Source organism: Flavisphingopyxis soli, from assembly GCF_007995095.1.
GTDB lineage: Bacteria > Pseudomonadota > Alphaproteobacteria > Sphingomonadales > Sphingomonadaceae > Flavisphingopyxis > Flavisphingopyxis soli.
Window position 1 is genome coordinate 655121 of sequence record NZ_VOPY01000002.1, and the last position, 24405, is coordinate 679525.

21 protein-coding genes and 2 tRNA genes are annotated in these 24405 nt (G+C 64.3%); 7 read left to right on the forward strand and 16 right to left on the reverse strand.

Annotated elements, in window-relative coordinates:
* Position 1 precedes the first annotated feature (1 nt).
* Positions 2-163, reverse strand: a complete 162-nt coding sequence (locus FSZ31_RS12835) for a hypothetical protein (protein ID WP_161595996.1) — start codon at positions 161-163, stop codon at positions 2-4.
* Between the two features lie 173 nt (positions 164-336).
* Entirely contained in the window at positions 337-2010 is a 1674-nt protein-coding gene (gene ettA / locus FSZ31_RS09745) for an energy-dependent translational throttle protein EttA (RefSeq protein ID WP_147123143.1), read from the reverse strand.
* 187 nt (positions 2011-2197) lie between these two features.
* Between ettA and FSZ31_RS09750 the strand changes: the two genes are divergently transcribed.
* The 4 genes from FSZ31_RS09750 to FSZ31_RS09765 all read left to right on the forward strand — a co-directional run bounded on the left by FSZ31_RS09750 (position 2198) and on the right by FSZ31_RS09765 (position 6361).
* Entirely contained in the window at positions 2198-3628 is a 1431-nt protein-coding gene (locus tag FSZ31_RS09750; protein WP_147123144.1) for a M28 family peptidase, read from the forward strand.
* A complete protein-coding gene (locus FSZ31_RS09755; RefSeq protein ID WP_147123145.1) occupies positions 3625-3813 on the forward strand; it encodes a hypothetical protein in 189 nt (62 codons plus the stop codon). Before FSZ31_RS09750 ends, FSZ31_RS09755 begins: the two co-directional genes overlap by 4 nt.
* A gap of 41 nt (positions 3814-3854) precedes the next feature.
* A tRNA-Pro gene (locus FSZ31_RS09760) sits at positions 3855-3931 on the forward strand.
* Between the two features lie 276 nt (positions 3932-4207).
* Entirely contained in the window at positions 4208-6361 is a 2154-nt protein-coding gene (locus tag FSZ31_RS09765) for a DUF305 domain-containing protein (RefSeq protein WP_147123146.1), read from the forward strand.
* A gap of 35 nt (positions 6362-6396) precedes the next feature.
* On the opposite strand, the gene FSZ31_RS09770 is transcribed toward FSZ31_RS09765, so the two are convergent.
* The 5 genes from FSZ31_RS09770 to FSZ31_RS09790 all read right to left on the reverse strand — a co-directional run bounded on the left by FSZ31_RS09770 (position 6397) and on the right by FSZ31_RS09790 (position 10433).
* The gene (locus tag FSZ31_RS09770) at positions 6397-7278 is read right to left on the reverse strand and encodes an HpcH/HpaI aldolase/citrate lyase family protein (RefSeq protein WP_147123147.1); all 882 of its coding nucleotides are present in this window, start codon (positions 7276-7278) and stop codon (positions 6397-6399) included.
* Positions 7279-7280: 2 nt separating this feature from the next.
* Complete coding sequence (locus FSZ31_RS09775; protein ID WP_147123148.1) at positions 7281-7739, reverse strand: MaoC family dehydratase; 459 nt, start codon at positions 7737-7739, stop codon at positions 7281-7283.
* Between the two features lie 148 nt (positions 7740-7887).
* A tRNA-Ile gene (locus FSZ31_RS09780) sits at positions 7888-7964 on the reverse strand.
* A gap of 32 nt (positions 7965-7996) precedes the next feature.
* Entirely contained in the window at positions 7997-9040 is a 1044-nt protein-coding gene (locus tag FSZ31_RS09785; RefSeq protein ID WP_147123149.1) for a polysaccharide deacetylase family protein, read from the reverse strand.
* 34 nt (positions 9041-9074) lie between these two features.
* Positions 9075-10433 carry a HAMP domain-containing histidine kinase gene (locus FSZ31_RS09790; protein WP_161595997.1) on the reverse strand — a complete coding sequence of 453 codons (1359 nt, stop codon included), beginning with the start codon at positions 10431-10433 and terminating at the stop codon, positions 9075-9077.
* 24 nt (positions 10434-10457) lie between these two features.
* Here FSZ31_RS09790 and FSZ31_RS12840 point away from each other — a divergent pair, with 24 nt between their 5' ends.
* A complete protein-coding gene (locus tag FSZ31_RS12840) occupies positions 10458-10664 on the forward strand; it encodes a hypothetical protein (protein ID WP_161595998.1) in 207 nt (68 codons plus the stop codon).
* 205 nt (positions 10665-10869) lie between these two features.
* Complete coding sequence (locus FSZ31_RS09795) at positions 10870-11340, forward strand: Lrp/AsnC family transcriptional regulator (protein WP_147123151.1); 471 nt, start codon at positions 10870-10872, stop codon at positions 11338-11340.
* Between the two features lie 69 nt (positions 11341-11409).
* Here FSZ31_RS09795 and FSZ31_RS09800 read toward each other — a convergent pair whose 3' ends face one another.
* Positions 11410-12687, reverse strand: coding sequence for a tetratricopeptide repeat protein (locus FSZ31_RS09800; RefSeq protein WP_147123152.1), 1278 nt, complete (start codon positions 12685-12687; stop codon positions 11410-11412).
* A gap of 203 nt (positions 12688-12890) precedes the next feature.
* On the reverse strand, positions 12891-13184 hold the full coding sequence (locus FSZ31_RS09805) for an Hpt domain-containing protein (RefSeq protein WP_147123153.1): 294 nt from the start codon (positions 13182-13184) through the stop codon (positions 12891-12893).
* 71 nt (positions 13185-13255) lie between these two features.
* On the opposite strand from FSZ31_RS09805, the gene FSZ31_RS09810 reads away from it, so the two are divergent.
* A complete protein-coding gene (locus FSZ31_RS09810; RefSeq protein ID WP_147123154.1) occupies positions 13256-15643 on the forward strand; it encodes a coiled-coil domain-containing protein in 2388 nt (795 codons plus the stop codon).
* A gap of 119 nt (positions 15644-15762) precedes the next feature.
* On the opposite strand, the gene FSZ31_RS09815 is transcribed toward FSZ31_RS09810, so the two are convergent.
* The 7 genes from FSZ31_RS09815 to nuoL all read right to left on the reverse strand — a co-directional run bounded on the left by FSZ31_RS09815 (position 15763) and on the right by nuoL (position 24404).
* Positions 15763-16020: a DUF1467 family protein gene (locus FSZ31_RS09815; protein WP_147123155.1), complete on the reverse strand. Its 258-nt coding sequence runs from the start codon at positions 16018-16020 to the stop codon at positions 15763-15765.
* 71 nt (positions 16021-16091) lie between these two features.
* Positions 16092-17741 carry a ribonuclease J gene (locus FSZ31_RS09820; RefSeq protein ID WP_147123156.1) on the reverse strand — a complete coding sequence of 550 codons (1650 nt, stop codon included), beginning with the start codon at positions 17739-17741 and terminating at the stop codon, positions 16092-16094.
* A 50-nt stretch (positions 17742-17791) separates the two neighbouring features.
* On the reverse strand, positions 17792-18568 hold the full coding sequence (locus tag FSZ31_RS09825; protein WP_147123157.1) for a type III pantothenate kinase: 777 nt from the start codon (positions 18566-18568) through the stop codon (positions 17792-17794).
* Positions 18569-18571: 3 nt separating this feature from the next.
* Positions 18572-19285 (reverse strand): biotin--[acetyl-CoA-carboxylase] ligase, encoded by a 714-nt coding sequence (locus FSZ31_RS09830; RefSeq protein ID WP_147123158.1) that lies wholly within the window; start codon positions 19283-19285, stop codon positions 18572-18574.
* Positions 19282-20754, reverse strand: coding sequence for an NADH-quinone oxidoreductase subunit NuoN (nuoN, locus tag FSZ31_RS09835; RefSeq protein ID WP_408021651.1), 1473 nt, complete (start codon positions 20752-20754; stop codon positions 19282-19284). Before nuoN ends, FSZ31_RS09830 begins: the two co-directional genes overlap by 4 nt.
* Before the next feature lies 1 nt (position 20755).
* Complete coding sequence (locus FSZ31_RS09840; protein WP_147123159.1) at positions 20756-22309, reverse strand: NADH-quinone oxidoreductase subunit M; 1554 nt, start codon at positions 22307-22309, stop codon at positions 20756-20758.
* 1 nt (position 22310) lies between these two features.
* Positions 22311-24404, reverse strand: coding sequence for an NADH-quinone oxidoreductase subunit L (gene nuoL / locus FSZ31_RS09845; protein ID WP_147123160.1), 2094 nt, complete (start codon positions 24402-24404; stop codon positions 22311-22313).
* Position 24405: the final 1 nt, after the last annotated feature.

The window sequence follows — 24405 nt, forward strand, 5'->3', positions numbered from 1 at the left end:
GTCAGACGGCGTCTAGGTCCCTGCTCAGCAAGTCGATCCGCTTGCGATAGAGATCGGCAAGCTCGCGATGGACCTTGGCGATCACCGCGCTTTCCGCCGCATCGGCCGCCCGCTCCTCGCGCTCGGCGCGCGAGCGGTAATATTCGCTGTCGTAGATCTTCATAACACGTCCCCACCCAGAGGTTCCGCTTAGTGCGACGGCGATACACCCGTCATCGGAGTCGCACCCACCGATTTGTTATGCCTGCGCAACAAGCCGGTGGCGCAGTCTCGTCTAGCGCGGCCGTACGACTCTTTCATGTCGGATCGGAGACGGCATGGACTGATTGGGGGAAATTACCGCGTCAGCTTCTTGTAGGTCATCCGGTGCGGGCGATCGGCTTCGTCGCCGAGGCGGCGGCGCTTGTCTTCTTCGTAGCTTTCAAAATTGCCTTCGAACCATTCGACATGGCTGTCGCCTTCGAAGGCGAGGATGTGCGTCGCGAGGCGATCGAGGAAGAAGCGGTCATGCGAAATGACCACGGCGCAGCCGGGGAAAACCTCGAGCGCCTCTTCGAGCGCGCGCAGCGTCTCGACGTCGAGATCGTTGGTCGGTTCATCGAGCAGCAGGACATTGCCGCCCTCCTTGAGCATTTTGGCGATATGAACGCGGTTGCGTTCGCCGCCCGATAATTGCCCGACCTTCTTCTGCTGGTCACCACCCTTGAAGTTGAACGCGCCGACATAGGCACGCGTCTGCATTTCCTGCTTGCCGACGGTCATCAGCTCGTGCCCGCCCGAGATTTCTTCCCAGACATTGTGGTTGGGGTCGAGCGCGTCGCGGCTCTGGTCGACATAGCCGAGATGGACGGTATCGCCGATCGCGACCGCGCCTTCGTCGGGCGTTTCCTGGCCGGTAATGATGCGGAACAGCGTCGACTTGCCCGCGCCGTTGGGCCCGATGATGCCGACGATGCCACCCGGCGGCAGGCTGAACGAGAGATTCTCGAACAGCAGCTTGTCGCCATAGGACTTGGTCAGGCCGTTGGCCTCGATGACTTTGGAACCGAGGCGTTCGGGCGACTGGATGACGATCTGCGCCTTGCCGATCGTGCGCTTTTCGGCGTTCTCGACAAGCTGATCGAACGCCTTGATACGCGCTTTCGACTTGGTCTGACGGGCTTTCGGAGATTGCCGGATCCAGTCGAGCTCGTCGCGAATCGCCTTTTGCTTGCTCTGGTCCTCGCGGTCCTCCTGCTCGAGCCGCTTGGCCTTTTTCTCGAGATAGGTCGAATAATTGCCCTCGTACGGGAAATAGCGGCCACGATCGAGTTCGAGGATCCAGTTGACGACATTGTCGAGGAAATAACGGTCATGCGTGACGAGGATCACGTTGCCCTTGTAGTCGGCGAGATGCTTTTCAAGCCAGGCGACGCTTTCGGCATCGAGATGGTTGGTCGGCTCATCGAGCAGCAATATGCCCGGCTTTTCGAGCAGCAGGCGGGTCAGCGCGACGCGGCGCTTCTCACCACCCGAGAGGTTTTCGACGCTGCTGTCGCCCGGCGGGCAGCGCAGCGCGTCCATCGCGATCTCGAGCTGGTTGTCGAGCGTCCAGCCATCGACCGCGTCGATCTTTTCCTGCAGCTCGCCCATTTCGGTACCGAGCGCATCGAAGTCGGCATCGGGTTCGGCCATCAGGTTGCCGATCTCGTTGAAGCGCTCGACCAGGTCGGCAACGGGACGAATGCCGTCGAGGACGTTTTCCTTGACCGTCTTGGTCGCGTCGAGCTCTGGCTCCTGCGCGAGATAGCCGACGGTGATGTTCTCGCCGGGCCAGGCCTCGCCGGTAAAATCCTTGTCGATACCCGCCATGATCTTCATCAGCGTCGACTTGCCCGTCCCGTTGGGCCCGACGATGCCGATCTTGGCATCCTGGTAGAATTGCAGGTTGATGTTGCTCAGCACCGGCTTGGGCGCGCCGGGGAAGGTCTTGGTCATGTCCTTCATGACGAACGAATATTGGGCGGCCATGCTGTGTCCTTCAGACGATTTTGCGTAGGGCTGAACGGGTCGACTATCGGTGGTGCGTCGCGTGTGATGCAGTTCGAGCGGTCCAGGGCTACGGAGAGGGTTGAATTTGCCGCCTCCCCTAGCGGTGGCGGCGGCGCGCATCAACCGACCATTGGCAATGCGGCTTCGAGCGGTTAGCACTGCGCGCATGAAAACACTCAGGCTCGCGCTCGTCGCCTCCGTCGCCAGTCTCGCGCTGGTCCTCCCCTCGATCGCCCTGGCGCAGACAGCAGCACCCAAGCCGCCGACGCCGGGCGAGGTCACTGCGGCCAAGGCGGTCGCGGAAGCCCGCGACGCCGCGCTTGCCGACGACACGGTGGCATGGGACATCGTCGAAGGCCTGACGACCGAGGTTGGCCAGCGGATGGCGGGAACCGAGGCCGAAGCGCGTGCGCGTGCCTGGGCCAAGGCCAGGCTCGACAGCCTCGACTTCAAATCGGTCCGCATCGAACCCTATAATATGCAGACTTGGGTGCGCGGTGCCGAAACCGCCGAGATCGTCTCGCCCTTCCCGCAGAAGATGGCGATCACCGCGCTGGGCCGCAGCGGCGCGACGCCGCCCGAGGGCATTACCGCCCCGATCGCCTACTTCCCGACCTACGCCGATCTCGCCGCCGCGCCTGCCGGGAGTCTCAAGGGCAAGATCGCCTTTATCAGCCACAACATGCAGCCGACGCAGGACGGATCGGGCTATGGCTTTGCCGGCCCCGCGCGCTGGACCGCACCCGCGCTCGCCGCCTCGAAGGGCGCGATTGCAACCGTGATCAAGTCGGTCGGCACCGATCTTCATCGCAATCCGCATACCGGCAACACCGGCTGGGCCGACGGCCAGACGGCGACCGCAGCGGGCGCACTGAGCCGGCCCGACGCCGAGAATCTCGAGCGGATGCTGGCGCGCGGGAAGCCGGTGACGATGAAGCTCGTGTTGACCCCGCGCTGGCTCGGCGAGACGCAGTCGGGCAATGTCATCGCCGAAGTGCCCGGCACCGACCCCAGGGCGGGTGCGATCGTTATCGCCTGCCATCTCGACAGCTGGGACCTCGGCACCGGCGCAATCGACGATGCCAGCGGCTGCGCGATCATCACCGCGGCGGCCAAGCGGATCATGGCGGCGGGCGGCACGCGCCACCCGATCCGCCTGCTGTGGGCCGGCGCCGAGGAAGTCGGCGTGTTCGGCGGCGCGGCCTATGGCAAGGCGCATGGCGGCGAAGCCCATGTCCTCGCGATGGAAAGCGACTTCGGCGCCGACCGCGTCTGGCGGGTCAATTTCAACCTTGCCGACGAAGCGCTCAAGACCAGGGTCGCACAGGCGCTCGCACCGCTCGGCATCACCCGCGGGACCGGCGAAGCGCATGGCGGCGCCGACGTCGGCGCGATCATCGAGGCACAGCAAACGGCGGTCGTCGATCTGAGCCAGGACGGAACGCATTATTTCGACCTGCATCACACCTCCGACGACACGCTCGACAAGATCGACCCGGCCGACTTGCGCCAGAATGTCGCGGCATGGGTCGCGGCACTGATGGTTCTGGGCAACGCCCCGGAGCTTGCCCCTGCCGTAGCGCCGCACGGCGAATGACGCGGGCGTCCATCGTCGCACTCGGCCTGGTGCTTGCCGGCTGCGGCAATGGCGGCACCGTCGACGAAGCGCAGATTGATGCGACCGCCAGCCAGATTTCGGCGGATACCGAGGCGCTGGTCAAAGCGCGCGTTGCCGAAGCAGATGCACGCGGCAACGAAGCGAGTGCAACAATGCCCGACTAGTGCTTGCCTCGCGCCGCGCCGCGCTCTAGGGGCGCAGGCGTCGGGGAGTGGCGCAGGCTGGTAGCGCACCTGGTTTGGGACCAGGGGGTCGCAGGTTCGAATCCTGTCTCCCCGACCATCATCGAAAGTTCATCCGGAGGATGAATTTTCGATGATCCCAAGACGCGAATGCGTCGAGGGCTGGCAACGCCGCTATCCACGCCAGTCCAGCGCGACGCATCTGCAAAGCACGCGCCCCTAGCCCTTCATAACCCCGCTCTCTCCCCCATGACCTCCTGTGCGTGCCCGCATCATGGCCGTCGACAATTGGGGGTTGGCAAACCTCCCCTTTTGCCGAACACTGCCAACTGGATGTGCGTCAGCCACGCTGCGCAAGAAACAGGGGAGCCGACTTATGATCGATTTGCACAGAGTTTTCACGGCACGCGCGGGGACTTGCTCGCTTGCGGCGGTGCTGCTGGCCTCGGCATCCCCCTTGCTTGCCCAGAGCGCACCGATCGTGCAGCCCGGCGCGCTCGGCGAGGCGCCGCGCGTCGTGACCAAGGAACAGGCGCTTAAGCTGGCCGGTCAGCAATATACCGCCGCCGACGTCGATTTCATGCAGCAGATGATCGTCCATCACCGCCAGGCGGTCGAAATGGCCGCGCTGGTCGGTGACCGCACCAGTCGCGCGGAAATCGTCGCAGTCGCCGGTCGCATCGACAAGGGCCAGGCCGATGAAATGGCATTCATGGAGAAATGGCTGGCCGATCGCGGCGAACCGACGGCGATGGCGGGCATGGGTCACGCCGACCATTCGGGCATGAAGGGCATGGCCAGCGCCGAAGGTCTCGCGCGCCTCGCCGCTGCGCGCGGCGCCGCCTTCGACCGGCAGTTCCTGACGCTGATGATCGCTCACCACCAGGGCGCAGTCGACATGGTCGATGCGCTGCTCGGCCATGCGGGGACCGCTTATGATCCCGTCACGCTCGAATTTACCGACGACGTCAAGAACGACCAGAATGCCGAAATCGAGCGGATGACCGCCTTGCTCGAAAGCCTGTCGGACGACCCGCGCGCGACGCTGGCCGCAGGGCTGACCGATGCCGGCCAGGCGATCAGCCACCTGCGTCTCGTCGCGGCGCTTGGCAAGCCGGCGGGCTTTTTCGACCCCGCCAATCCCGGCGGACTGCAACCGCGCAAGCCGACCGAAGATGCCAAACCCGACGACAAACCCGAATTCGGCGAACGCTCCCCGCTGCTCTCGTTCGCCAACACCGACATGGCCTTTTCGGGCGACCTGCTCGTCGCGGGCAATTACCATGGCTTCAATGCCTATCGCCTGGGCAAGGACGGCGTTCCGCGCCTCGTCAGCTCGGTCGTCTGCCCCGGCGGCCAGGGCGACGTGTCGATCGTCGGCAACCTGCTCTTGATGAGCGTTCAGGACAATCGCGCGCGGACCGATTGCGGCCTGCAGGGCGTCAACGAGAAGGTCAGCAAGGAGCGCTTCCGCGGACTGCGCATTTTCGACATTTCGGACATCACTCGCCCGGTCCAGGTCGGCCAGGTCCAGACCTGTCGCGGATCGCATACCCATTCGGTCGTCAAGAAAACCGCGACTTCGCTGATCGTCTATAATTCTGGCACCTCGCGCGTGCGCGACGAAGCCGAACTGGCGGGCTGCATCGGCGACGTACCCGGCGATGATCGGACTGCGTTGTTCCGCATCGACGTCATCGAAATTCCGCTGGCCGATCCATCGCAGGCACGGATCGTTGACAGTCCTGCGGTATTTGCCGATCCCAAGACCGGTCGCCTTGCCGGCCTCTGGCAAGGCGGTGACCATGGCGACGATACACAGCAAACCAGCCGCACCGACCAGTGCCACGACATCACGGTGTTCCCGACCAAGAACATCGCCGCGGGCGCCTGTTCGGGCAATGGCGTGATCTTCGACATCTCCGATCCGCGCAAACCCAAACGGATCGACGAGGTCGTCGACAAGGGGTTCGCCTATTGGCATTCGGCGACATTCAACAACGACGGCACGCTGGTCCTGTTCACCGACGAGTGGGGCGGCGGCGGGCGACCGCGCTGCCGAGCATCGGATCCGCAGAACTGGGGCGCCGACGCGATCTACGAAATCGTCGACGGCAAACTCGAATTTCGCAGCACCTACAAACTCTCGGCGCCGCAGGGCGACAAGGAAAACTGCGTCGCGCACAACGGATCGATCATCCCGGTTCCGGGACGTAATATCTTCGTTCAGGCCTGGTATCAGGGCGGAATATCGGTGATGGATTTCACCGATCCAAAAAATCCGTTTGAAATCGCCTATTTCGATCGCGGACCTATCGACAAGGATCAACTCGTCACAGGCGGATACTGGTCGGCCTATTGGTACAAGGGCCGGATTTACGCGACCGAGATCGCGCGCGGGCTCGACGTCTTCGCGCTCGAGCCGAGCGAGTTCCTCTCGGCGAGCGAAATCGCCGCGGCCGAACGCGCCGACCAGGGCGGATCGTTCAATCCACAGCAGCAATTCCCGGTAACCTGGCCGAAAAAATAGGGGCCGGGTTTTCCGGCGCCAGGGCTTGCCGGGCCTTACCGCCCGGCAAACGCCTCGGCGCGCGCGATCAGGCGCTCTGCCTGGACGAGATGCGGACGGTCGATCATCTTGCCGTCCAGGCCGATCGTCCCGGCATCGGGCTGGGCGGCGAACGCCTCGACAATACGCCGCGCGGCATCGATGGAGGCGGGCGACGGGAGATAGGCAGCGTTGATGACCGCGACCTGCGCCGGGTGGATCGCGAGCCGGCCGGTAAAGCCTTCGATCGCGCTGCGTTCGGAATCGGCGCGCAGGCCGTCGCTGTCGCGGAAGTCGGCGTAGAGCGTGTCGATCGCCTGGACGCCTGCCGCATGCGCGGCAAGCAACGTCAGCGATCGAACCATACGAAACGTCTCGTGAAACCTGCCGTCGGGCCAGCGGTTGCCCGAGGCACCGATCGCCGCGCCGAGGTCTTCGGCTCCCCAGGTCAGGCCCGCGAGGCGCGGATCGGCATCACCTGCATAATCGCCCAGCGCGAACACCGCGGCTGGCGTCTCGGTTGCAACCGGAAGGATGGCGCCGGGCGTGTCACCGAGCGCCTCGGCCAAAGTGGCAACGTCGGCGGGTCCGGCACATTTGGGCAGCATGTAGCCGTCGGGGCGAGCACCGACGACGGCGGCCAGATCGACCTTCCAGTCATCGCCGTCGAGCGGATTGATCCGCACCCATAGCTGGCTTGCGCGCACGCCACTCGGGCGCTGCGTGAGGAAATCGGCGGTCAGTGCGCGCGCAGCGGGCCGTGCCGCGGCGGCAACCGAATCCTCGAGATCGATGATCACCGCGTCGGCGCCGCAGTCGTCGGCCTTGCCGAGCTTCTTCGCGCTGTCGCCAGGAATGAACAACCAGCTGCGCGGTTCGGGGCGGCGCGTTGACGCCATCGTCAGGCGGCCGGCGTGCAATGGATCAGGCCGCTGCGCTTGCAGATGCCGACGAGCTCGTCGCGCTGGTTGAAGGCGCGGTGTTCGAACACGACAATCCCCTGCCCCGGGCGCGATTTGGAGGGCCGCGTTTCGAGGATCTCGGTCTCGATATGGATCGTATCGCCGTGGAACAGCGGCTTGGGAAAGCGCACCTCATCCCAGCCGAGATTGGCGACCGCGGTGCCCATTGTCGTTTCACCGACCGAAATGCCGACCATGAACGACAGGGTCAGGCAGCTGTTGACGAGCCGCTGGCCATATTCGGTCTGCGTCCGGCAATATTCCTCGTCGAGATGGAGAGCTGCAGGATTATGCGTCATCGCCGAAAAGAATACGTTGTCCGCCTCGGTGATCGTCCGGCGGATGGGATGCTGGATGACGGTCCCGACCGTCATTTCGTCGAACCACAGACCGGGCATGGCAATCCTTTTCAAGTTCGTTACGCAACGCATTCGAAACATGCGTTTCTCGGACCATAGAAATCCAGTCCCCCGGACTGGATCCTTTGAGCCTCGAAACATGCGTTTCTCGGACCATAGAAATCCAGTCCCCCGGACTGGATTTCTATGGTGGGCCCGGAGGGACTCGAACCCCCGACCTAGCCGTTATGAGCGGCCAGCTCTAACCAACTGAGCTACAGGCCCATGTTCGAGAGACTTTTACCGCCCCCGAACGCTCACGGCGATAGCGGAGCCCGCGAGCGCTTGGCAAGCGGTGAGCTTTCCCCGTCCGGGCATATCGCCGACAGGATCTGATCGAGCGACGCGGCGGCATAGCCGTGATCGCTCAACGCGCGCAGCACCTTGTCCCACCAGCCATAGAATTTCGCGAGATCGGCCGCGTCGCGAACATAGGGCGTATTGCCCGGCGCGAGCGACGGCGAATGGAACGACAGGACGAGGACAGGCAGATCGAGCGCGGCGCATTCGGCGATTGCCGCCACGGCCTCGGCTGCAGTCGTGCCCTCGGGCGTCAGCGGGACGCGTTCGACCAGCCGCAATCGCGACAGCAGCGATCGCACACGCGAACGATCCGTCACACTGTGGAAAAGCGGACCGCCGAAACGCCGTAACAGGCCGACATACGGGCTTGTCAGAGGCAGTTCAGCGATGCTGTTATCGGGGCCCGTCCAGAACGGTCGCAGCGGCGCGGTGCTGTAATCGGGGCCGCCGGCAGCGCGATAATCGTAATGCGCGCGCACCGACGTGTCGCAGGCAACGCCAAGCTCTGCGAGTATCGCCATCGTCTCGCTCCCCAACCCATAACGCCCGGCACGATACGATCGTGGCTGGACCGCGAAACCCTCGACCGCCGCATCGTACAGTGCGCGCAGCTTGGCGCGTTCGAGCGCGGCGGGAAGGTTCCCGGTGTAGCTGTTGTGCGCGTTGACTGCCTCTTCGAACGGCGGCGTTACCCATGGATGGAGCTGGAGACCGATTTCGGCCTCGCCATCGGCAGCGGCGCGGCCGAGGATATCGCGCGCGGTCGTATCAAAGGCGACGGGATAATCGACGAGATAAAGCGGATTGACCCCTGCGCCATGAAAATAGGTCTGTCCCTCGGCCAGCGCCGCGGTCGAGGCGAGCGAGTGCGCGGTGCGCGAAAACGGCGCTCCCCAGTCGAAATCCTCTTCGGTGTCGATCGTAACGAGGAAGCGACGGCCCAGCGCGGGATCGAAACCGATCGCGGGTCCCTGGCGATAGACTGGCTGTGGCCGCACCCGTTCCCCCTTCGGACCCGTGGCCCCTCGCTTGTCAGCCGATTGTCTGGTCGACGCGTCGGGCTGCAGTATCGCCGGGCAGTCTTAAAATCAGCTTATCTTCAACCATCATCAGCGTGCCGCCCACCTGATCGAGCGCGCGATCGACCAGCCGCAGGACGAAGGCGAGCGCAAGTCGCGCGGGCGCAGCACCCGACTCGTCTTCATGGGGCGGATCGCGCAAGGCATCGGATGACAGCCCCGCCAGCGGCATCGGCAGCGCGATGGCCAGCACCGCCCCCTGCCCCTGTTGTCCTTCACCGATTGCCATCGCGATCTTCGAACCCGGATCTGCTGCCTGGATCAGCACGCTGACCAGCCGCACCAGCGGACGATGTGCCATATCTGCGGCAATCCCGACGACCGCGTCGCGATTCTCCCGGGCGAGGTCGATCTCGACATCGCGTTCGCTTGCCGCACCGGCAAGGTCGCCGATCGCTGCCGACGCAACTTCGCCGATCGTGCATTTGCCGCCATTGTTGTCCACCGGCGCGTCATGCGGTGCCAGCGCGAGATCGAGGCTGTCGATCATCGCCAGCGAGGCGGCGGCATCGCTGGCAATGCGGTCGGCGATATTTCGATAGCGGTCGCTCGCGGGCCCCATCATCTGAGCCTCGATCATCTGCGCGAAGCCCGAGATGGCATTGAGCGGCGTCCGCAGTTCGTGGACGAGCTGGCGCATGGCGTCGCCGCGATCGATCGCCGCTTCGACGACCGCGATGCGCGCATCTTCGCCGGGGGCCGCTCGCCGGACCGTTCCGCGATACCCCTCGAACCGTCCGCTCGTGGGATCGAACATCGGAATCGCCGAAAAGCGCCAGCTGCCGGCGAAACCGGGAAGCGGGGGGAGCACGATTCGCGCATCGTGGATCTGGCCCCGATGACGGAATGCGCCGACCGCGCCGGCATCCGGCCCACTTAGCCCGCCGCTTGCCGGGGTCGCGATATCGAGGCCGATCAGCGCGCCGCGTGGCGCGCCGGCGACCCAGTTGATCGCGCCATCGGGGCCGGTGGTGAATTGAAAGGCATGAATGCCAAGCGGTTCGTCGACGCGGCGCGCGGCAACGCTTTCGCGCGATTCGCGAAACGCGTCGATGCGGCGGACCAGCTCGCGAATCTGGTCGCTTTCGGGTGCGGGTTGATCCTGCGGCTCTTCGATTTCCTTGGCAACCGCGACCTCTGCAACGACGCTGGTATCGGTCAGCCGCATGTCGCTCGGCCCCATCGCGTCGAGGGCGCGTCGGGCGGCTGCCGACAGGTCGTCGCGCGCGCGCAAAGTCGCTCGCCCGCTGGGTCCGAGCGCGGGGATCACGATCGTCCAGTCGGCGTCTGGCAGGCTGACCGAGCGCAACATCGCGCGCGCAACATCAGGAGCATCGTGCGCGAACAGCGCGACGATCGGCGCGAATCGCGCATGCGACGCGAGCGCGTGCGCGGTCGCGATGCGGTCCGCAAGCGGGATCGACTCGCGTTCGCGCGCCAGTTCGGCAAGCGCACGCGCCGTTATCCTGCGTTCAATCAGGGCGCCTTTTTGCGCAACTATGTCGGCGATCTGGCGCCATCTGTTCCGGCGCAGAAAGGGTGACGCGGGGTCACTTGCGATCACGGTCGCCAGCATGTCGTCGAACCGCATTGCCTATGCCTATGCCGATTGGTTAGCGAATGGATAATCTCTAGGCCGCTTGCCCTGCTTGCGATAGGGGGCCGTCGCGCACGTAGCAATGTGGCACAATTGCAAAAGCCAGAAATTAAATTATTACGTGGGTCCTTATTTGATGGGATAATTACCTATGGCTTTCGTAAAGTTCGACGATATCGACCTCGCCATCCTGCGTGAACTGCAAGCCGACGGTCGCATGACCAACGTCGAACTCGCCCAGCGCGTCGGCCTGACAGCGCCGCCGTGCCTGCGCCGTGTCCGCAGTCTCGAAAAGGCTGGTGTCATCGAGGGGTATCACGCCGATCTCAATGGCACCGCGCTCGGATACTCGATCACCGTGTTTGCAATGATCAGCCTGTCGTCGCAGTCCGACGCCGCGCTCAAGGCCTTCGAAGCGCATATCGCGGCGATCCCCGAGGTCCGCGAATGCCATATGCTGAATGGCGAGATCGATTACCTGATCAAGATCGTCGCGCAGGACCTGAGGAGCTTCCAGGAGTTGTTGACCTCGAAGCTGACGTCCGCACCGCATGTCGCGAGCGTCAAAACCTCGCTGACGATCCGCCGTTCAAAATACGATCCGGGCTTCCCGATCGATTGATCACGGGCGCGGCCGAACGCAAAACGGGGCGCATCGCTGCGCCCCGTTTCGTTAGGATATTGCTGTTTCTTAGCTCGCCGGAGTCGTCGCGGTAGCCGCGGCGGACGCAGCAAGCTTCTGGGCGACATAGGCCGACCACAGTCGCGCGAGGCTGGCACGCGGGCCGGTAACCGCTGCGAAAGCCTGCTGGGCGCCAACGTCGTCGCCCGACTGCGCCAACGCGATGCCGAGACGCGTATTGGTAGCCTCCAAATCGACACCGCCCTTCTGCAACGCCAGGCGATACATTGCGACAGCCTTTGCGTAATCGCCATAACCGAGCCACGCATCGCCGGTCGCACTGGCAATCTTGCCGGTTGCCGACGCTGCTGCAGCACGCTCCGCTTCGCCGAGTTCGCCCTTGTCCTTCGCGATTTCGCTGGCCTGGTCTTTCGACAATTTGGCGAATTCGGCATCCGATTTTGCAATCGCGCCGGCTTTCAATCCAGCCTCATAGGCCTTCACCGATTCGCCTGGCAGGCCGGAATCGGCCGCTACGGTCGCCCATTCGTAGAACTCCTGACGCGTCTGCATCGCGCCCGTGGCATCAAGCAGCCGCAGCGCATCCAGCGTCGTGCCCTTTTCAGGCTTGAACGCCTGGAGATACAGGATCGTCGAATTGCGCCAGTTTTCCGGTGTCGGATACGACTGGTTGCGCAACGCGAGGAAATCGATGAAATCGGCCGAACGCCCGGCTTTCTGCGCCGCGCTTGCGGGACGGTTGAACCAGTCGACGGGGACCTGCTCGCCCGCCGCACGCGCCGTAGCGATCGCCTTGCGAGCAATCGCAAACGCCTCGTCGAGACGGTTCGTCTTGAGGTAGGATTCGGCCAGCATCAGCTGCGCGTTGTTCTTGGTGTAGCCGAGTTCAAGCGCCTTGGTCAGGCGTTCGGTGGCGAGCTCATACTTGCCGTCGGCAAAGGCAAAATTGCCTGCGTAGAAATACATCGCGGGCAGCTCGGCGGGATCGGCCTGACCGGTCGAAAGAATCGTTTCGACAGCTTTGAACTGCTGCGCAGTATCGCCGAGGCTGGCTGCGATCTGAAGGCGGAAATGGGCCGCGACATATTTCTCATATGGCGTAACCGCAGCGGCCTCAAGCGCACCGATCCCGGCATTAGCAGTGGCGAAATCCTTGGCGGCAATCGCCTTTTCAACCGGCTCGCCGGCGGCACGGAATGCGGTGCTGATCTCGGGCGCTTTAACCTCATTGCTCTTCTTGTCCTTGGCCATCGCAGGGGTGGCCACTAGCGCCAGACTTCCGACCATCATCGTGCAGGCCAGCAGGCGTCCAGAAATACGTCGCATAATCATCTCCTGAAAAATTCTCTCGCGTCGCATCTGCACGCGAATTCCAACAACTAACGCACAATTGCGATAAACGGTCCGGCGGGTGCGAATGATCGCGGGCTAGCCGATTGCCCCTGTTATATGAGGGGCGGCATGAACCATTTTTGAATGGGATCGACAAGCCCAACTTTACCGGCGGTGTCGCCGATCAATCCGCCGCGTTATAATTGATCGAGGTGCCGCGTCAGGTCCATCAGCACGCGCGGGTCGCCGGGGGCACCGTCGAGCGCGGTATCGGCTAGCGCAACGAGATCGTCGAGACCAAAGGTCTCGGCCAGGCTCTTTAGCCGTCGGGCCGACATGATCCAGTTGGCATCGCAGCGCGATCGCCGGAGCAGATCGACATGGCCCTGCGCACTGGCAATCACCGAGCCGCGCAGCTCATCCGCCAACGCGGCATCGTCACCTGCCGCTGCGGCAAGCAGGGCATTAAACGGGGTGGATTCGACTGCCATGTCCGTGCCCTTAGCAGTTTCGTGGTTAACTTAGCGTTTCGCCCCCGGTCAAAAGGCGATACAGTGCGCCCATGGCAGGGGAATCCAAAATCATCGGCATATGGCCGCGTTCCAACCAGACCGGGTCCGACATGGACGATCCGGCCACAATTGACGAGGCGCCGGCTCCGCTAGGCGACAATGGCGACGCCCTTGCGACCATGACGGCATCCGACGAAGGCTTTGCCACAGCGCCAGCCGAACCGGACAGCCAGCCGTGGACCGATTCCGCCTGGGACGACGCCGATTCCCCGGAAACCGGGGCTGGAACGCCGTGGGCCGCGATCCTGATCGGCGTCGCGGCGGCGGGTTGGACGGGCTTCTACGCATGGCTGCTGGTGCGGGGCGACATCGCCCTCACCGACGCGGCCGCCTGGGCCAGCGCACTGGCGACGGCGAGCATCCCGCTGATCCTGCTCGCTGCGCTCTATCTCATTTTCCAGCGGTCGAGCGCTGCCGAGACCAACCGCTATGGCCGGTTGATCCGCGACCTCGATAGCCAAACCGGCGCACTGAACAGCAAGCTCGAGGCGGTCAACGCGTCGCTCGCGCTCGCCCACCGCCAGATGCGCGACGACGGCGAGCGGCTGAGCGCATTGGGCATCGATGTCGGCGGCCGGATCGTCGAGGCAAGCGAACGCATTCGCGGCGAAATGACCGCAACGCTGGGCGCCAGCGACACCATGGCGCAGCGCGCGAAAAGCGCATTCGATCAGGTCGAGGGACTGCTTGCGGGCCTGCCGCGGGTCGACGCGGTTGCCGCGCGCCTGACCGAGAACCTGCGCCAGGCCGGACTGGCCGCTCACCAGCACGGATCGGCGCTGCAGGCGCAGATCGCAACCTTGGAGGAAACTGCGGCGCAGTCCGAACAGGGGCTGTCCGCCAGTACCGTCGCGCTGGCCGCCCAAATCGAGGAACTCGGCGAGCAGAGCGATGGCCTGACCAAACGGCTCGATGCGACGCAGGGCGAATTGCTGGCGACGATCGGCGCCTCGTTGACCAATATCGAGCAGGCGCTGACGAGTGCGCGCGACTCTGCGCGCGCTGAGATCGAGGCGATGGTTCGCGAAGCCGAAAGCGCGCGGGACCGGCTCGTTGCGGCGGGCGACGGCTTGGCCGAAACGACCCGCGAACGGCTTGCCGAATGCGACGACGTCGTCGCGGCGATCGGCGATCGGTTGAACGAGCAGACCGACCAGGCCGACAGCATCGTCGAAGGCTTTGCCCAAGGCATCGAACAATCGCGCGAGGCGATGGCGACGCTCGATTCGGACTGGACCGCCACGCTCGGGGGGCTCGGTGCGGCAATCGAGACGCTGAGCGGCAAGACAGAAACGATGGCGGCCCGGCTGTCGGACAGCGAAACCATTGCCCAACGGTTGCTGTCGCGCTCGGAGGACCTGATGCTCGCGCTCGATTCGGTGGCGCGCGAGATCGACGAGACGCTGCCGCGCGCGCTTGCACGACTCGATGGCACGATCGGCCAGAGCCGCACGCTGATGAACGATATCGCCCCCGCGGTCGAAACGATGGAAGCGGTCGGCAACGCCGCCCTCGAACGGCTCAAGGAAGCGCAGGCGCTGCTTGCCAACCAGAGCGAGGAAACCGAACGCCAGCGCGACATATTGGGAGAGCTCGCGACCGCCAACGGCAACGCCCTGCGCGACATGAAAACGCTGATCGCCGACATCGAAAGCGGATCGCAGTCGGTCGCCGACAGCGCCGCGCCGCAGCTTGTCGAGGCGATGGTGCGCGTCAAGGAAACCGCCGGCCAGGCGATCGCGCACGCGCGCACCGCGCTCGCCAGCGTCGTCGCCGATGCCGCCGACACGATGCGCGAAGCGACGATGAAGGGCCTCAGCGAAACGCTCGAGGCCGGTGTCGCCGACCGGATGAGAGAGATCACCCAGGGGTCGCAGCGCGCGGTCGAGGCGGCGCGTGCGGCAACCGAACTGCTGATGCAGCAGATGACCACGATCTCGGATGCCAGCTCGGCCATCGAGGCGCGCGTCGCCGATGCCCGCGCCGCGGTCAGCGATGCCGATCACGAAAGTCTCAGCCGCCACGTCACCTTGCTGACCGAATCGCTCAAATCGACCGCGATCGATGTCACCAAGATCCTGTCGAATGAGGTCACCGACACCGCCTGGGCGGCATATCTGAAGGGCGATCGCGGCGTTTTCACCCGCCGCGCGGTCCGCCTGCTCGATGCGACCGACGCGCGCGAAATCCTCGCTTATTACGAAAACGACGCGGATTTCCGCGAGTATGTCAATCGCTACATCCACGATTTCGAGGCAATGCTGCGCACGCTGCTCGGCACGCGCGATGGCCAGGCGCTCAGCGTTACGCTGCTGTCGTCGGACATGGGTAAACTCTATGTCGCACTGGCCCAGGCAATCGAACGCCTGCGCGACTGATACTCACCCCCGGCCTGTCCGCTCATTAGGCGGCAGGCTTTCCCTAGCCCGTCTCGGCCGACAAAGCCGGGCCTTTGGTATGACCTACCGGCTCGATTGCCGATCGGGTGCGGTTACTGTCAGGTCCGGCTGAACGCCAGCACTTCGATCCAGCGATAGACGAAGTTGAGATAGAACAGGCCGAACAACAGTCCCGATAGCGCCGTGGTCAACAGGATAACGCGGCCGGGGCGAAAGTTGGCTGGCGCGCTGTCGGCCTGTCCCGGCACCTTCTCTTCGCCGAGCTCGTCCGAAGTTCGCACCCCGATCGGCAGGACCATGAAGGCGCAGACAACCCAAAACAGGATGTAAATGGCGAGTGCGGAATACCAGGGCATCGTGTTCTCTCTCTACTTGGCCACCATGGCGAAGGGGCCGAAATCAGGATCGCTTACAGTCGCATCGCGCCTCAGATCTCGACGAGCAGGACGTCGACGATCGGCTTGTTGCCTGTCCAGTCGGTTGCGACGCGGCGGACGGCGAGGCGTAGCGCTTCGCGGAACGCGTCGTCGCCCTTGCTTTTGGCCTTGTGGCGCTGGTTGAAGACCTGCTCGACCGCGCTGCCGAGATCGGCAACGAACTGTTCGCGCTCGTCCTCGACGGGCACGCCGAGCATGCGAAATTCGGGCGTTCCTGCCAGATTGCCGTCCGAATCGCGTGCGACTGCGGCCGAGATATGCCCGCTCAGCGACAATTTGCGCCGCTCGTTCATCACCGGGCCGTCGGCGGCGAGGATGACGTCGCCATCGAGGACGAGGCGCCCGACCGTGACTTCGTCGATCTTCTTCGGCTTGCCGGGCGCAAGGCGAATGACGTCGCCGTTCTTCTGGAACACCGCCTTGGGGATGCCCTGCGACAGGCCAAAGCGCTCATGCTCCTTCATGTGGCGGATCTCGCCATGGACGGGGACAAGGATTTCGGGCCGGATCCATTCGTACATCGCAGCCAGTTCGGGGCGGCCGGGATGGCCCGAGACATGGATATGCGCCTGGCGTTCGGTGACCATGACGATGCCGCGTTCGGCGAGCCGGTTCTGGATCCGGCCGATCGCCATTTCGTTGCCCGGGATCTGTTTCGACGAGAAGACGACCCAGTCGTCCTCGGCGAGCGCGAGCTGGTGGTTGCCCTCGGCAATGCGAGCCAGCGCGGCGCGCGATTCGCCCTGCCCGCCAGTGGCGACGATCATCACCTTGTCGCGCGGCAGCTTCATCGCGGTCTGGAAATCGACCGTGTCGGGAAACTCGCCAAGATAGTCGTTTTCCTGCGCGATGCCGATGATCCGGTCGAGGCTGCGCCCGGCGACGCACAATTGCCGCCCGGTCTGCTTGGCGACCCAGCCGAGCGTGCGCAGTCGCGCGGCGTTCGAGGCAAAGGTCGTGACGAGGACGCGGTTGGGCGCTTCCTTGATCACCTTGAGCAGATTGTCGCGAACGTCGCCCTCGCTGCCCGAGACATCCTCGTTGAACACGTTGGTCGAATCGCAGACGAGCGCGAGGACGCCCTCATCACCAATCTCGCGCAATTCGCCCTCGGAGGACGGCTCGCCCATCTGCGGGTCCTCGTCGAGCTTCCAGTCGCCCGAATGAAAGACGTTGCCATAGGGCGTGCGGATCAATGCTGCACACATGTCGGGGATCGAATGCGCCAACGGGACGAAGCGGATGCCGAAATTGCCGACGGTGAAATCGGCGTCGAGGTCCTGGACGTGAACCTTGACCTTCTTGGTCAGCCCTTCCTCGGCAAGCTTGGTCGCGATCAGGCCCGCGGTGAAGCGGTTGGCGTACAGCGGCACGCCCAAATCGGCGGCGAGATAGGGCAGCGCACCGATATGGTCTTCATGACCATGCGTCAGGACGATGCCGGCGAGCAAATGCTTGTTGTCCTCGATGAACTGGATGTCGGGCAGGACGATGTCGATGCCGGGATATTCGGGCGTGCCGAAGCTGATGCCGAGATCGACCATCAGCCATTGGCCGTCGCAACCATAGAGGTTGACGTTCATGCCGATTTCGCCCGATCCGCCGAGTGCGACGAAGAGCAGTTCCTTGCCGGGAGTCATGATATTTCCTTCTGGCGCTCGGTCTGCGAGCGCGGGGGGTATGGGATAATTCAGTCGCTCGCCCGCTGCGCCAGCAGCCGAAGGCCGTGGAGCGTGAGGTCGGGCTCGACCTGATCGAACAGGTCGGTCTTTCCGTCGAATAGCACGGCAAGCCCCCCCGTGGCGATGACCTTTGCAGGGCGGCCGATTTCGGCGCGCATCCGCACGATCAACCCTTCCATCATCGCGACATAGCCCCAGAAGACGCCGATCAGCATCTGGTCCTCGGTATTGCGGCCTAGGACGCTCTTGCCCGCGGGCGCCTCGATCGCGATGCGCGGCAGCTTGGCGGTCGCGCCGACCAGCGCGTCGAGCGACAGATTGAGCCCCGGCGCGATGATGCCGCCCTTGTAGCTGCCCGAATAATCGATGAAATCGAACGTCGTCGCGGTGCCGAAATCGACGACGATCGCGTCGCCGGGATGCTGCGCATGGACCGCGATGGCGTTGAGCGCGCGGTCGGCGCCGAGGCTGGCGGGCTCGTCGACATCGACGAGGAAGCCCCAGTCGGCCCTGCCCTGCCCCGCCACGATCGGCGTTGTGCCGAAATACTTCTCGGCGAGGACGGTGAGGTTGTGCATCGCGCGCGGGACGACGCTGCCGAGGATGACCGATCCGACATCGGCGCGGTCAAAGCCTTCGAGCTCCATCAGCTGGAGCAGCCAGACGGCATATTCGTCGCCGGTCCGGCGCGGATCGCTCGTGATCCGCCAGCGCGCCTTGATCGCATCGCCGTCGAACAGCGCAAAAACGACGTTGGTGTTACCGACATCGACGGCAAGCAGCATAAATTATCCTTCGGTCAGCAGGTCGACATCGCCGGCGGTCACCGTCATCCGGCTCCCATCCGCCAGCCGCAGGACGAGCGCACCGCTTTCGTCGAGCGTTTCGAACAGTCCGTCGTGCCGGCGGCCGTCCTCGCCATGATAGCCGAGCGGCGATCCCGGCGCCAGCGCGCGCGCCAGCCAGCGGCGACGCGTTTCGGCCAACCCGGCATCGCGCCAGGTCGCAAGTTCGCGCGCGAAGGTGTCGGCCAGCGTTTCGCAAAAGGTGGTCGCCTCGGGCGCCGGACCAAGATCGGCGAGCGCGGCAGTCGCTCGGCCCTCGATCGCTGGCGCCTGCATGAGATTGCCCCCGATGCCGACGATCACCGCATCATTATGGCGTTCGAGCAATATGCCCGCGAGCTTGGCCCGATCGAGCAGCAGGTCGTTGGGCCACTTGATCCTGAGGCTCTCGTGATCGGGAAGCGATAGCGCGACCGCCTCCCACATCGCGATGCCCGCGACGAGCGCGAGCGTCGGCGCGGGCGGGTCGCCATCGCGCAGGCGCACGAGCGTCGAAGCATAGAGATTGCCCGGCGGGCTTTCCCAGCGACGCCCCTGGCGCCCCTTGCCCCCGGTCTGTCGATCGGCGCGGACCCAGCTGCCTTCGGGCACACCTTCGGCGGCACGATCGGCCAGCAGGCGGTTCGTCGAATCTGTCTCGGCGAGGTGTTCGATCAACGAAACAGCGCGAGCGCGGCGTTGCCCGAGAGATAGGCGAGCGGCGCGATGGCAAGATAGCCGAGCGGCGAAATCGCGGTGGCGGTAAAGCCGATCAGCCCGGTCTCGACCGCATTGCCCTCGGCGGTCCACTGCGGCGCGTCGGCGGGCGCTTCATCGAAAGCCATCGTCTTGATCACCTTGAGATAATAGAAGGCGCTGATCACCGAGCTCAGTGCGCCGATGATCGCCAGCGGCAACAGCCCCGCGCGAACCGCGGCATCGAAGACGAGGAACTTGGGCCAGAAACCGAACAGCGGCGGAATGCCCGCTAGGCTGAACATGAACAGCGCGATGGCCCCGACGAGCCACGGCCGCGCCTTGCCGAGACCCGCCATCCGCGCGATATCCTCGACATAGGCGCCGCCCGCATCGCGCAGTTGCAGGATGCACAGGAAGCTGCCGAGCGTCATCACGACATAGACCGCCATGTAGCTCATCGTTGCCGCGACACCCGCTTCGCTACCGGCGGCGAGGCCGATCAATGCAAAGCCGACATTGTTGATCGACGAATATGCGAGCAGTCGCTTGATGTTGCGCTGGCCGATCGCGCCGACCGCGCCGAGGATCGTCGATGCGAGCGCGAGGAAAATGATGATCTGCTGCCAGTCGAGCGTCGTCGGTCCGAACGCCTCGATGCAGACGCGCACGGTCAGCGCCATCGCCGCGACCTTGGGCGCGCTGGCGAAGAAGGCAGTGACCGGCGTCGGCGCGCCTTCGTAAACGTCGGGCGTCCACATGTGGAACGGCACCGCGCTGATCTTGAAGGCCAGGCCGGCGAGGACGAAGACGAGGCCGAAGACAAGCCCGCCCGAGAAATCGGCCCCCATCGCGGCGGCGATGCCCGCGAAATTCGTCGTGCCGCTGAACCCGTAGAGCAGGCTCATGCCATAAAGCAGGATGCCGCTGGCGAGCGCGCCGAGAACGAAATATTTGAGGCCCGCCTCGGCCGAGCGCGTATCGGTGCGGATAAAGCTCGCCAGGACATAGGCCGCGAGGCTGTTCATCTCGAGCCCGACATAGAGCGTCATCAGGTCGGTTGCCGAAACCATCATCCCCATGCCGACCGCGGCAAAGACGATCAGGATCGGATATTCGGCGCGCATCAACCCGTGCCCGCCCGGCGTGTGCGCGCGGAAAAAGCGCGGCGCGATGATGATCGCGACGGCTGCGGCGAAATAGATCAGGACGTGCGCGAAGGTCGAAAAAGCATCGACGCGGGCAAGGCCGTCAAAGGCGTTGCCGCCAGCGGCGGGCGCAAGCGAGGTCAGCGCGCCCGCGCCAACCAGCGCGGCGACTGCGGCGATGCTGATGCCGGTCGCGTGGCGATCGCCGAAGAAGGCCGCCCAGATCAGCAAGGCGAGACCGGCAAGCGTCAGGGTCAGTTCGGGCGCAACGAGCAAGAGCGAGGCGGACATATCGTGGTTCATCTCAATGGCCCTCGCCGGTTGCGGCGCCGTGCAGCGCTTCGCCCTTGGGCGTCAGCTTCGGCTTGCCGATCGCAAGATGCGCGTCGCCGGCAGGTGCGGTCGCGGCAAGGCGCGCGGTCAGCGCGGTGACGTCGCCGCGGATCGGCGCGAGGAAACTTTCGGGATAGACGCCCATCCACAGGACGGCGGCGGCGATCGGCGCGAGCAACGCCCATTCGCGAATGGAAAGATCGGGCATCGCGCGAACGTCGTCATGGACGAGCTCGCCAAAGACGACGCGGCGATAGAGGTAGAGCATGTAGGCAGCGCCCAGGATGATTCCCGTCGTCGCGACAAATGCCATCCAGCTCGATGCCTGATAGATACCCATGATGCCGAGGAATTCGCCGACGAAGTTGCTCGTCCCCGGCAGGCCGACGCTGGCCATGGTGAACAGCATGAAGAACAGCGCATAACGCGGCATGTTGATCGCCAGGCCGCCATAGCGCGCGATCTCGCGCGTGTGGAGCCGGTCGTAGATCACGCCGACGCAGAGGAACAACGCGCCCGAAACGAGACCGTGGCCGAGCATGACCATGATCGCGCCCTCGATGCCCTGCTGGTTGAACGCGAACAGCCCGGCGGTGACGATCGCCATGTGCGCTACGCTCGAATAGGCAATCAGCTTCTTCATGTCCGACTGCACCAGCGCGACAAGGCTGGTGTAGACCACCGCGACCATCGACAGGCCAAAGATCAGCCACATGAACTGCGCACTGGCATCGGGGAACATCGGCAGGCTGAAGCGCAGGAAGCCGTAACCGCCCATCTTGAGCAGCACGCCGGCCAGGATCACCGAGCCCGCGGTCGGCGCCTGGACGTGTGCGTCGGGCAGCCAGGTGTGAACCGGCCACATCGGCATCTTGACCGCAAAGCTGGCGAAGAAGGCGAGCCACAGCCAGGTCTGCGCCTGCGCCGGGAAATCATATTGCATCAGCGTCGGGATGTCGGTCGTACCCGCAGCATTGGCCATCCACAGCATCGCGATCAGCATCAGCACCGATCCGAGCAGCGTGTAGAGGAAGAACTTGTAGCTGGCGTAGATCCGGTTGGTTCCGCCCCAGATGCCGATGATCAGGTACATCGGGATCAGCCCGGCCTCGAACAGGATATAGAACAGGAACAGGTCCTGCGCCGCGAATACGCCGATCATCAGCGTTTCCATCAGCAGGAAACACGCCATGTAGAGGCCGACGCGAGTCTTGATCGCCACCCAGCTGGCGCCGATGCAGATCGGCATCAGGAAGACGCTGAGCATGATCAGCATCAGCGCGATGCCATCGATGCCGAGCGCCCATTTGAAGGTTCCGAACAGGGCGATGCTTTCGACAAACTGCCACTGAGCGCCGCCAATGTCGTAATTCGCCCACAGCACGGCGCCGAGCGCAAGATCGACCAGCGTCGCGATGAGCGCGATCCAGCGTGCGGCACGATCACCGACGAACAGGCAGGCGAGCGCCGCCACAAACGGCACCGCGAGCATCAGGCTGAGGATAGGGAGACTGGACTCGATCATGTCAGAAACGCACCATTGCCCAGGTCGCGAGACCGGCGAGACCCAGCAGCATCACGAGCGCATAGGTATAAAGAAAACCCGACTGGAGCCGTCCGGTCAGGACGCTGCCGCCCTGCACCGCGCGCGCTGCGCCATCGGGGCCGAAACGGTCGATGATACCGACGTCGCCACGCTGCCAGAACAGGCGACCGAACCAGAAAGCGGGTCGCACGAAGATGACGTTGTAGAGCTCGTCGAAATACCATTTGTTGAGCAGGAAGGTGTAGAGCGGTCCGAACATCGCGGTGAAGCGCGCAGGCGCGCCCGGATCGCGGATATAGTTGTTGTACGCTATCCACAGACCGGTCAGCATCACGACGAACGGCGTGAACATCACCCAGGTCGGCACTTCGTGGCTGGCGTGCGCGAGATGCGCGTCGAACGCGATGCTGCCGTTCCAGAAGGCGAGACCGCCCTCGGGATCGACGAAGACATGGTGGAACACCTGTCCGGCGGCGACCGCACCGATCGACAGGACGATCAACGGGACAAGCATCGACCATGGGCTTTCGTGCGGGTGATAGCCGCCGGTTCCGTCGCTCAGGCCAGCTGCAGCGGGGCCATGTTGCGCGGGTTCGTGCCCGGCATCTTCCTGCGACGGAGGATTGTCGTGATCGCTGTCGGCGTGATGATCGCCATGCGCATCATGCAGCGCGTGCGCGATATGCTCGCTCTGCGTCCAGCGCGCCTTGCCGAAGAACGTCAGGAAGATCAGCCGCCAGCTGTAGAAGCTCGTCAGGAGAGCGGCGAACGCGCCGACGAGGAAGGCGAGATGGCCGCCTTCGACGCCGAGCGATCCGGCCGCCCAGGCGCTTTCGAGGATCGCATCCTTCGACCAGAATCCGGCGAAACCGACCGCAAGTCCGGGAATGCCGACACCGGTGATCGCCAGCGTACCGGCAACCATCGCCCAGAAGGTCAGCGGGATGCGTTTCCGCAGCGCGCCGTAATAGCGCATGTCCTGTTCATGGTGCATCGCATGGATCACGCTGCCCGCGCCAAGGAACAGCAGCGCCTTGAAGAACGCGTGGGTGAACAGATGGAACATCGCCGCGCCATAGGCTCCGACGCCCGCGGCGAAGAACATGTAACCCAATTGGCTGCAGGTCGAATAGGCGATGACGCGCTTGATGTCGGTCTGCGTCGTCGCGACGGTGGCAGCGAACAGGCAGGTCGCCGCGCCGATGAAAATAACGAAGCCCTGCGCGACGGGCGCGGCTTCGAACATCGGCGACAGGCGGCAGACCATGAACACGCCTGCGGTGACCATCGTCGCGGCGTGGATCAGCGCGCTGACCGGGGTCGGGCCTTCCATTGCGTCGGGCAGCCAGGTGTGGAGGCCAAGCTGTGCCGACTTGCCCATCGCGCCAACGAACAGCAGCAGGGTGAGGATCGTCATCGTGTCGAGCCGCATGCCGAGGAAGGTGATCGCGCTGCCCGCCATGCCCGGTGCGGCGGCGAGGATGTCGGGGATCGAGACCGTCCCGAAAACAAGGAAGGTGCCGAAGATACCCAGCATGAAGCCGAGATCGCCGACACGGTTGACGACGAACGCCTTGATCGCGGCGGCGTTGGCGCTGGGCTTCTTGAACCAGAACCCGATCAGCAGATACGAGGCCAGGCCGACGCCTTCCCAGCCGAAGAACATCTGGACCAGGTTGTTGGCGGTGACCAGCATCAGCATCGCGAAAGTGAACAGCGACAGATAGGCAAAGAAGCGCGGTTGGTCGGGGTCTTCGTCCATATAGCCCCAGCTGTAGATATGGACGAGGCTCGACACGCTCGTGACGACGACGAGCATCACCGCGGTCAGCGTATCGACGCGCAGGCTCCAGGCGATATCGAGACCGCCCGACTGCATCCAGGTGAACAGCGGCGTGACGCTTGGCGATGCGTTACCCGCGACGAAGGCGAGGAAGATCGGCCAGCTCAGCGCGCACGAGGTCAGCAGCGCGCCGGTCGTGATCGCCTTGGCGACGACATTGCCGATCATGCGGTTGCCGAGCCCGGCGACGAGCGCGGCGAGCAGCGGCAGGAAAACGATAAGCTTGATCACG

What these genes read in the sequence shown, in the direction of transcription:
- FSZ31_RS12835 (WP_161595996.1), bottom strand. Translation starts at nt 163, where the DNA reads ATGAAGATCTACGACAGCGAATATTACCGCTCGCGCGCCGAGCGCGAG.
- ettA (WP_147123143.1), bottom strand. Translation starts at nt 2,010, where the DNA reads ATGGCCGCCCAATATTCGTTCGTCATGAAGGACATGACCAAGACCTTC.
- FSZ31_RS09750 (WP_147123144.1), top strand. Translation starts at nt 2,198, where the DNA reads ATGAAAACACTCAGGCTCGCGCTCGTCGCCTCCGTCGCCAGTCTCGCG.
- FSZ31_RS09755 (WP_147123145.1), top strand. Translation starts at nt 3,625, where the DNA reads ATGACGCGGGCGTCCATCGTCGCACTCGGCCTGGTGCTTGCCGGCTGC.
- FSZ31_RS09765 (WP_147123146.1), top strand. Translation starts at nt 4,208, where the DNA reads ATGATCGATTTGCACAGAGTTTTCACGGCACGCGCGGGGACTTGCTCG.
- FSZ31_RS09770 (WP_147123147.1), bottom strand. Translation starts at nt 7,278, where the DNA reads ATGGCGTCAACGCGCCGCCCCGAACCGCGCAGCTGGTTGTTCATTCCT.
- FSZ31_RS09775 (WP_147123148.1), bottom strand. Translation starts at nt 7,739, where the DNA reads ATGCCCGGTCTGTGGTTCGACGAAATGACGGTCGGGACCGTCATCCAG.
- FSZ31_RS09790 (WP_161595997.1), bottom strand. Translation starts at nt 10,433, where the DNA reads ATGTTGCGCTCGGTCAGCCTGCCAGACGCCGACTGGACGATCGTGATC.
- FSZ31_RS09795 (WP_147123151.1), top strand. Translation starts at nt 10,870, where the DNA reads ATGGCTTTCGTAAAGTTCGACGATATCGACCTCGCCATCCTGCGTGAA.
- FSZ31_RS09800 (WP_147123152.1), bottom strand. Translation starts at nt 12,687, where the DNA reads ATGCGACGTATTTCTGGACGCCTGCTGGCCTGCACGATGATGGTCGGA.
- FSZ31_RS09805 (WP_147123153.1), bottom strand. Translation starts at nt 13,184, where the DNA reads ATGGCAGTCGAATCCACCCCGTTTAATGCCCTGCTTGCCGCAGCGGCA.
- FSZ31_RS09810 (WP_147123154.1), top strand. Translation starts at nt 13,256, where the DNA reads ATGGCAGGGGAATCCAAAATCATCGGCATATGGCCGCGTTCCAACCAG.
- FSZ31_RS09815 (WP_147123155.1), bottom strand. Translation starts at nt 16,020, where the DNA reads ATGCCCTGGTATTCCGCACTCGCCATTTACATCCTGTTTTGGGTTGTC.
- FSZ31_RS09820 (WP_147123156.1), bottom strand. Translation starts at nt 17,741, where the DNA reads ATGACTCCCGGCAAGGAACTGCTCTTCGTCGCACTCGGCGGATCGGGC.
- FSZ31_RS09825 (WP_147123157.1), bottom strand. Translation starts at nt 18,568, where the DNA reads ATGCTGCTTGCCGTCGATGTCGGTAACACCAACGTCGTTTTTGCGCTG.
- nuoN (WP_408021651.1), bottom strand. Translation starts at nt 20,754, where the DNA reads ATGAACCACGATATGTCCGCCTCGCTCTTGCTCGTTGCGCCCGAACTG.
- FSZ31_RS09840 (WP_147123159.1), bottom strand. Translation starts at nt 22,309, where the DNA reads ATGATCGAGTCCAGTCTCCCTATCCTCAGCCTGATGCTCGCGGTGCCG.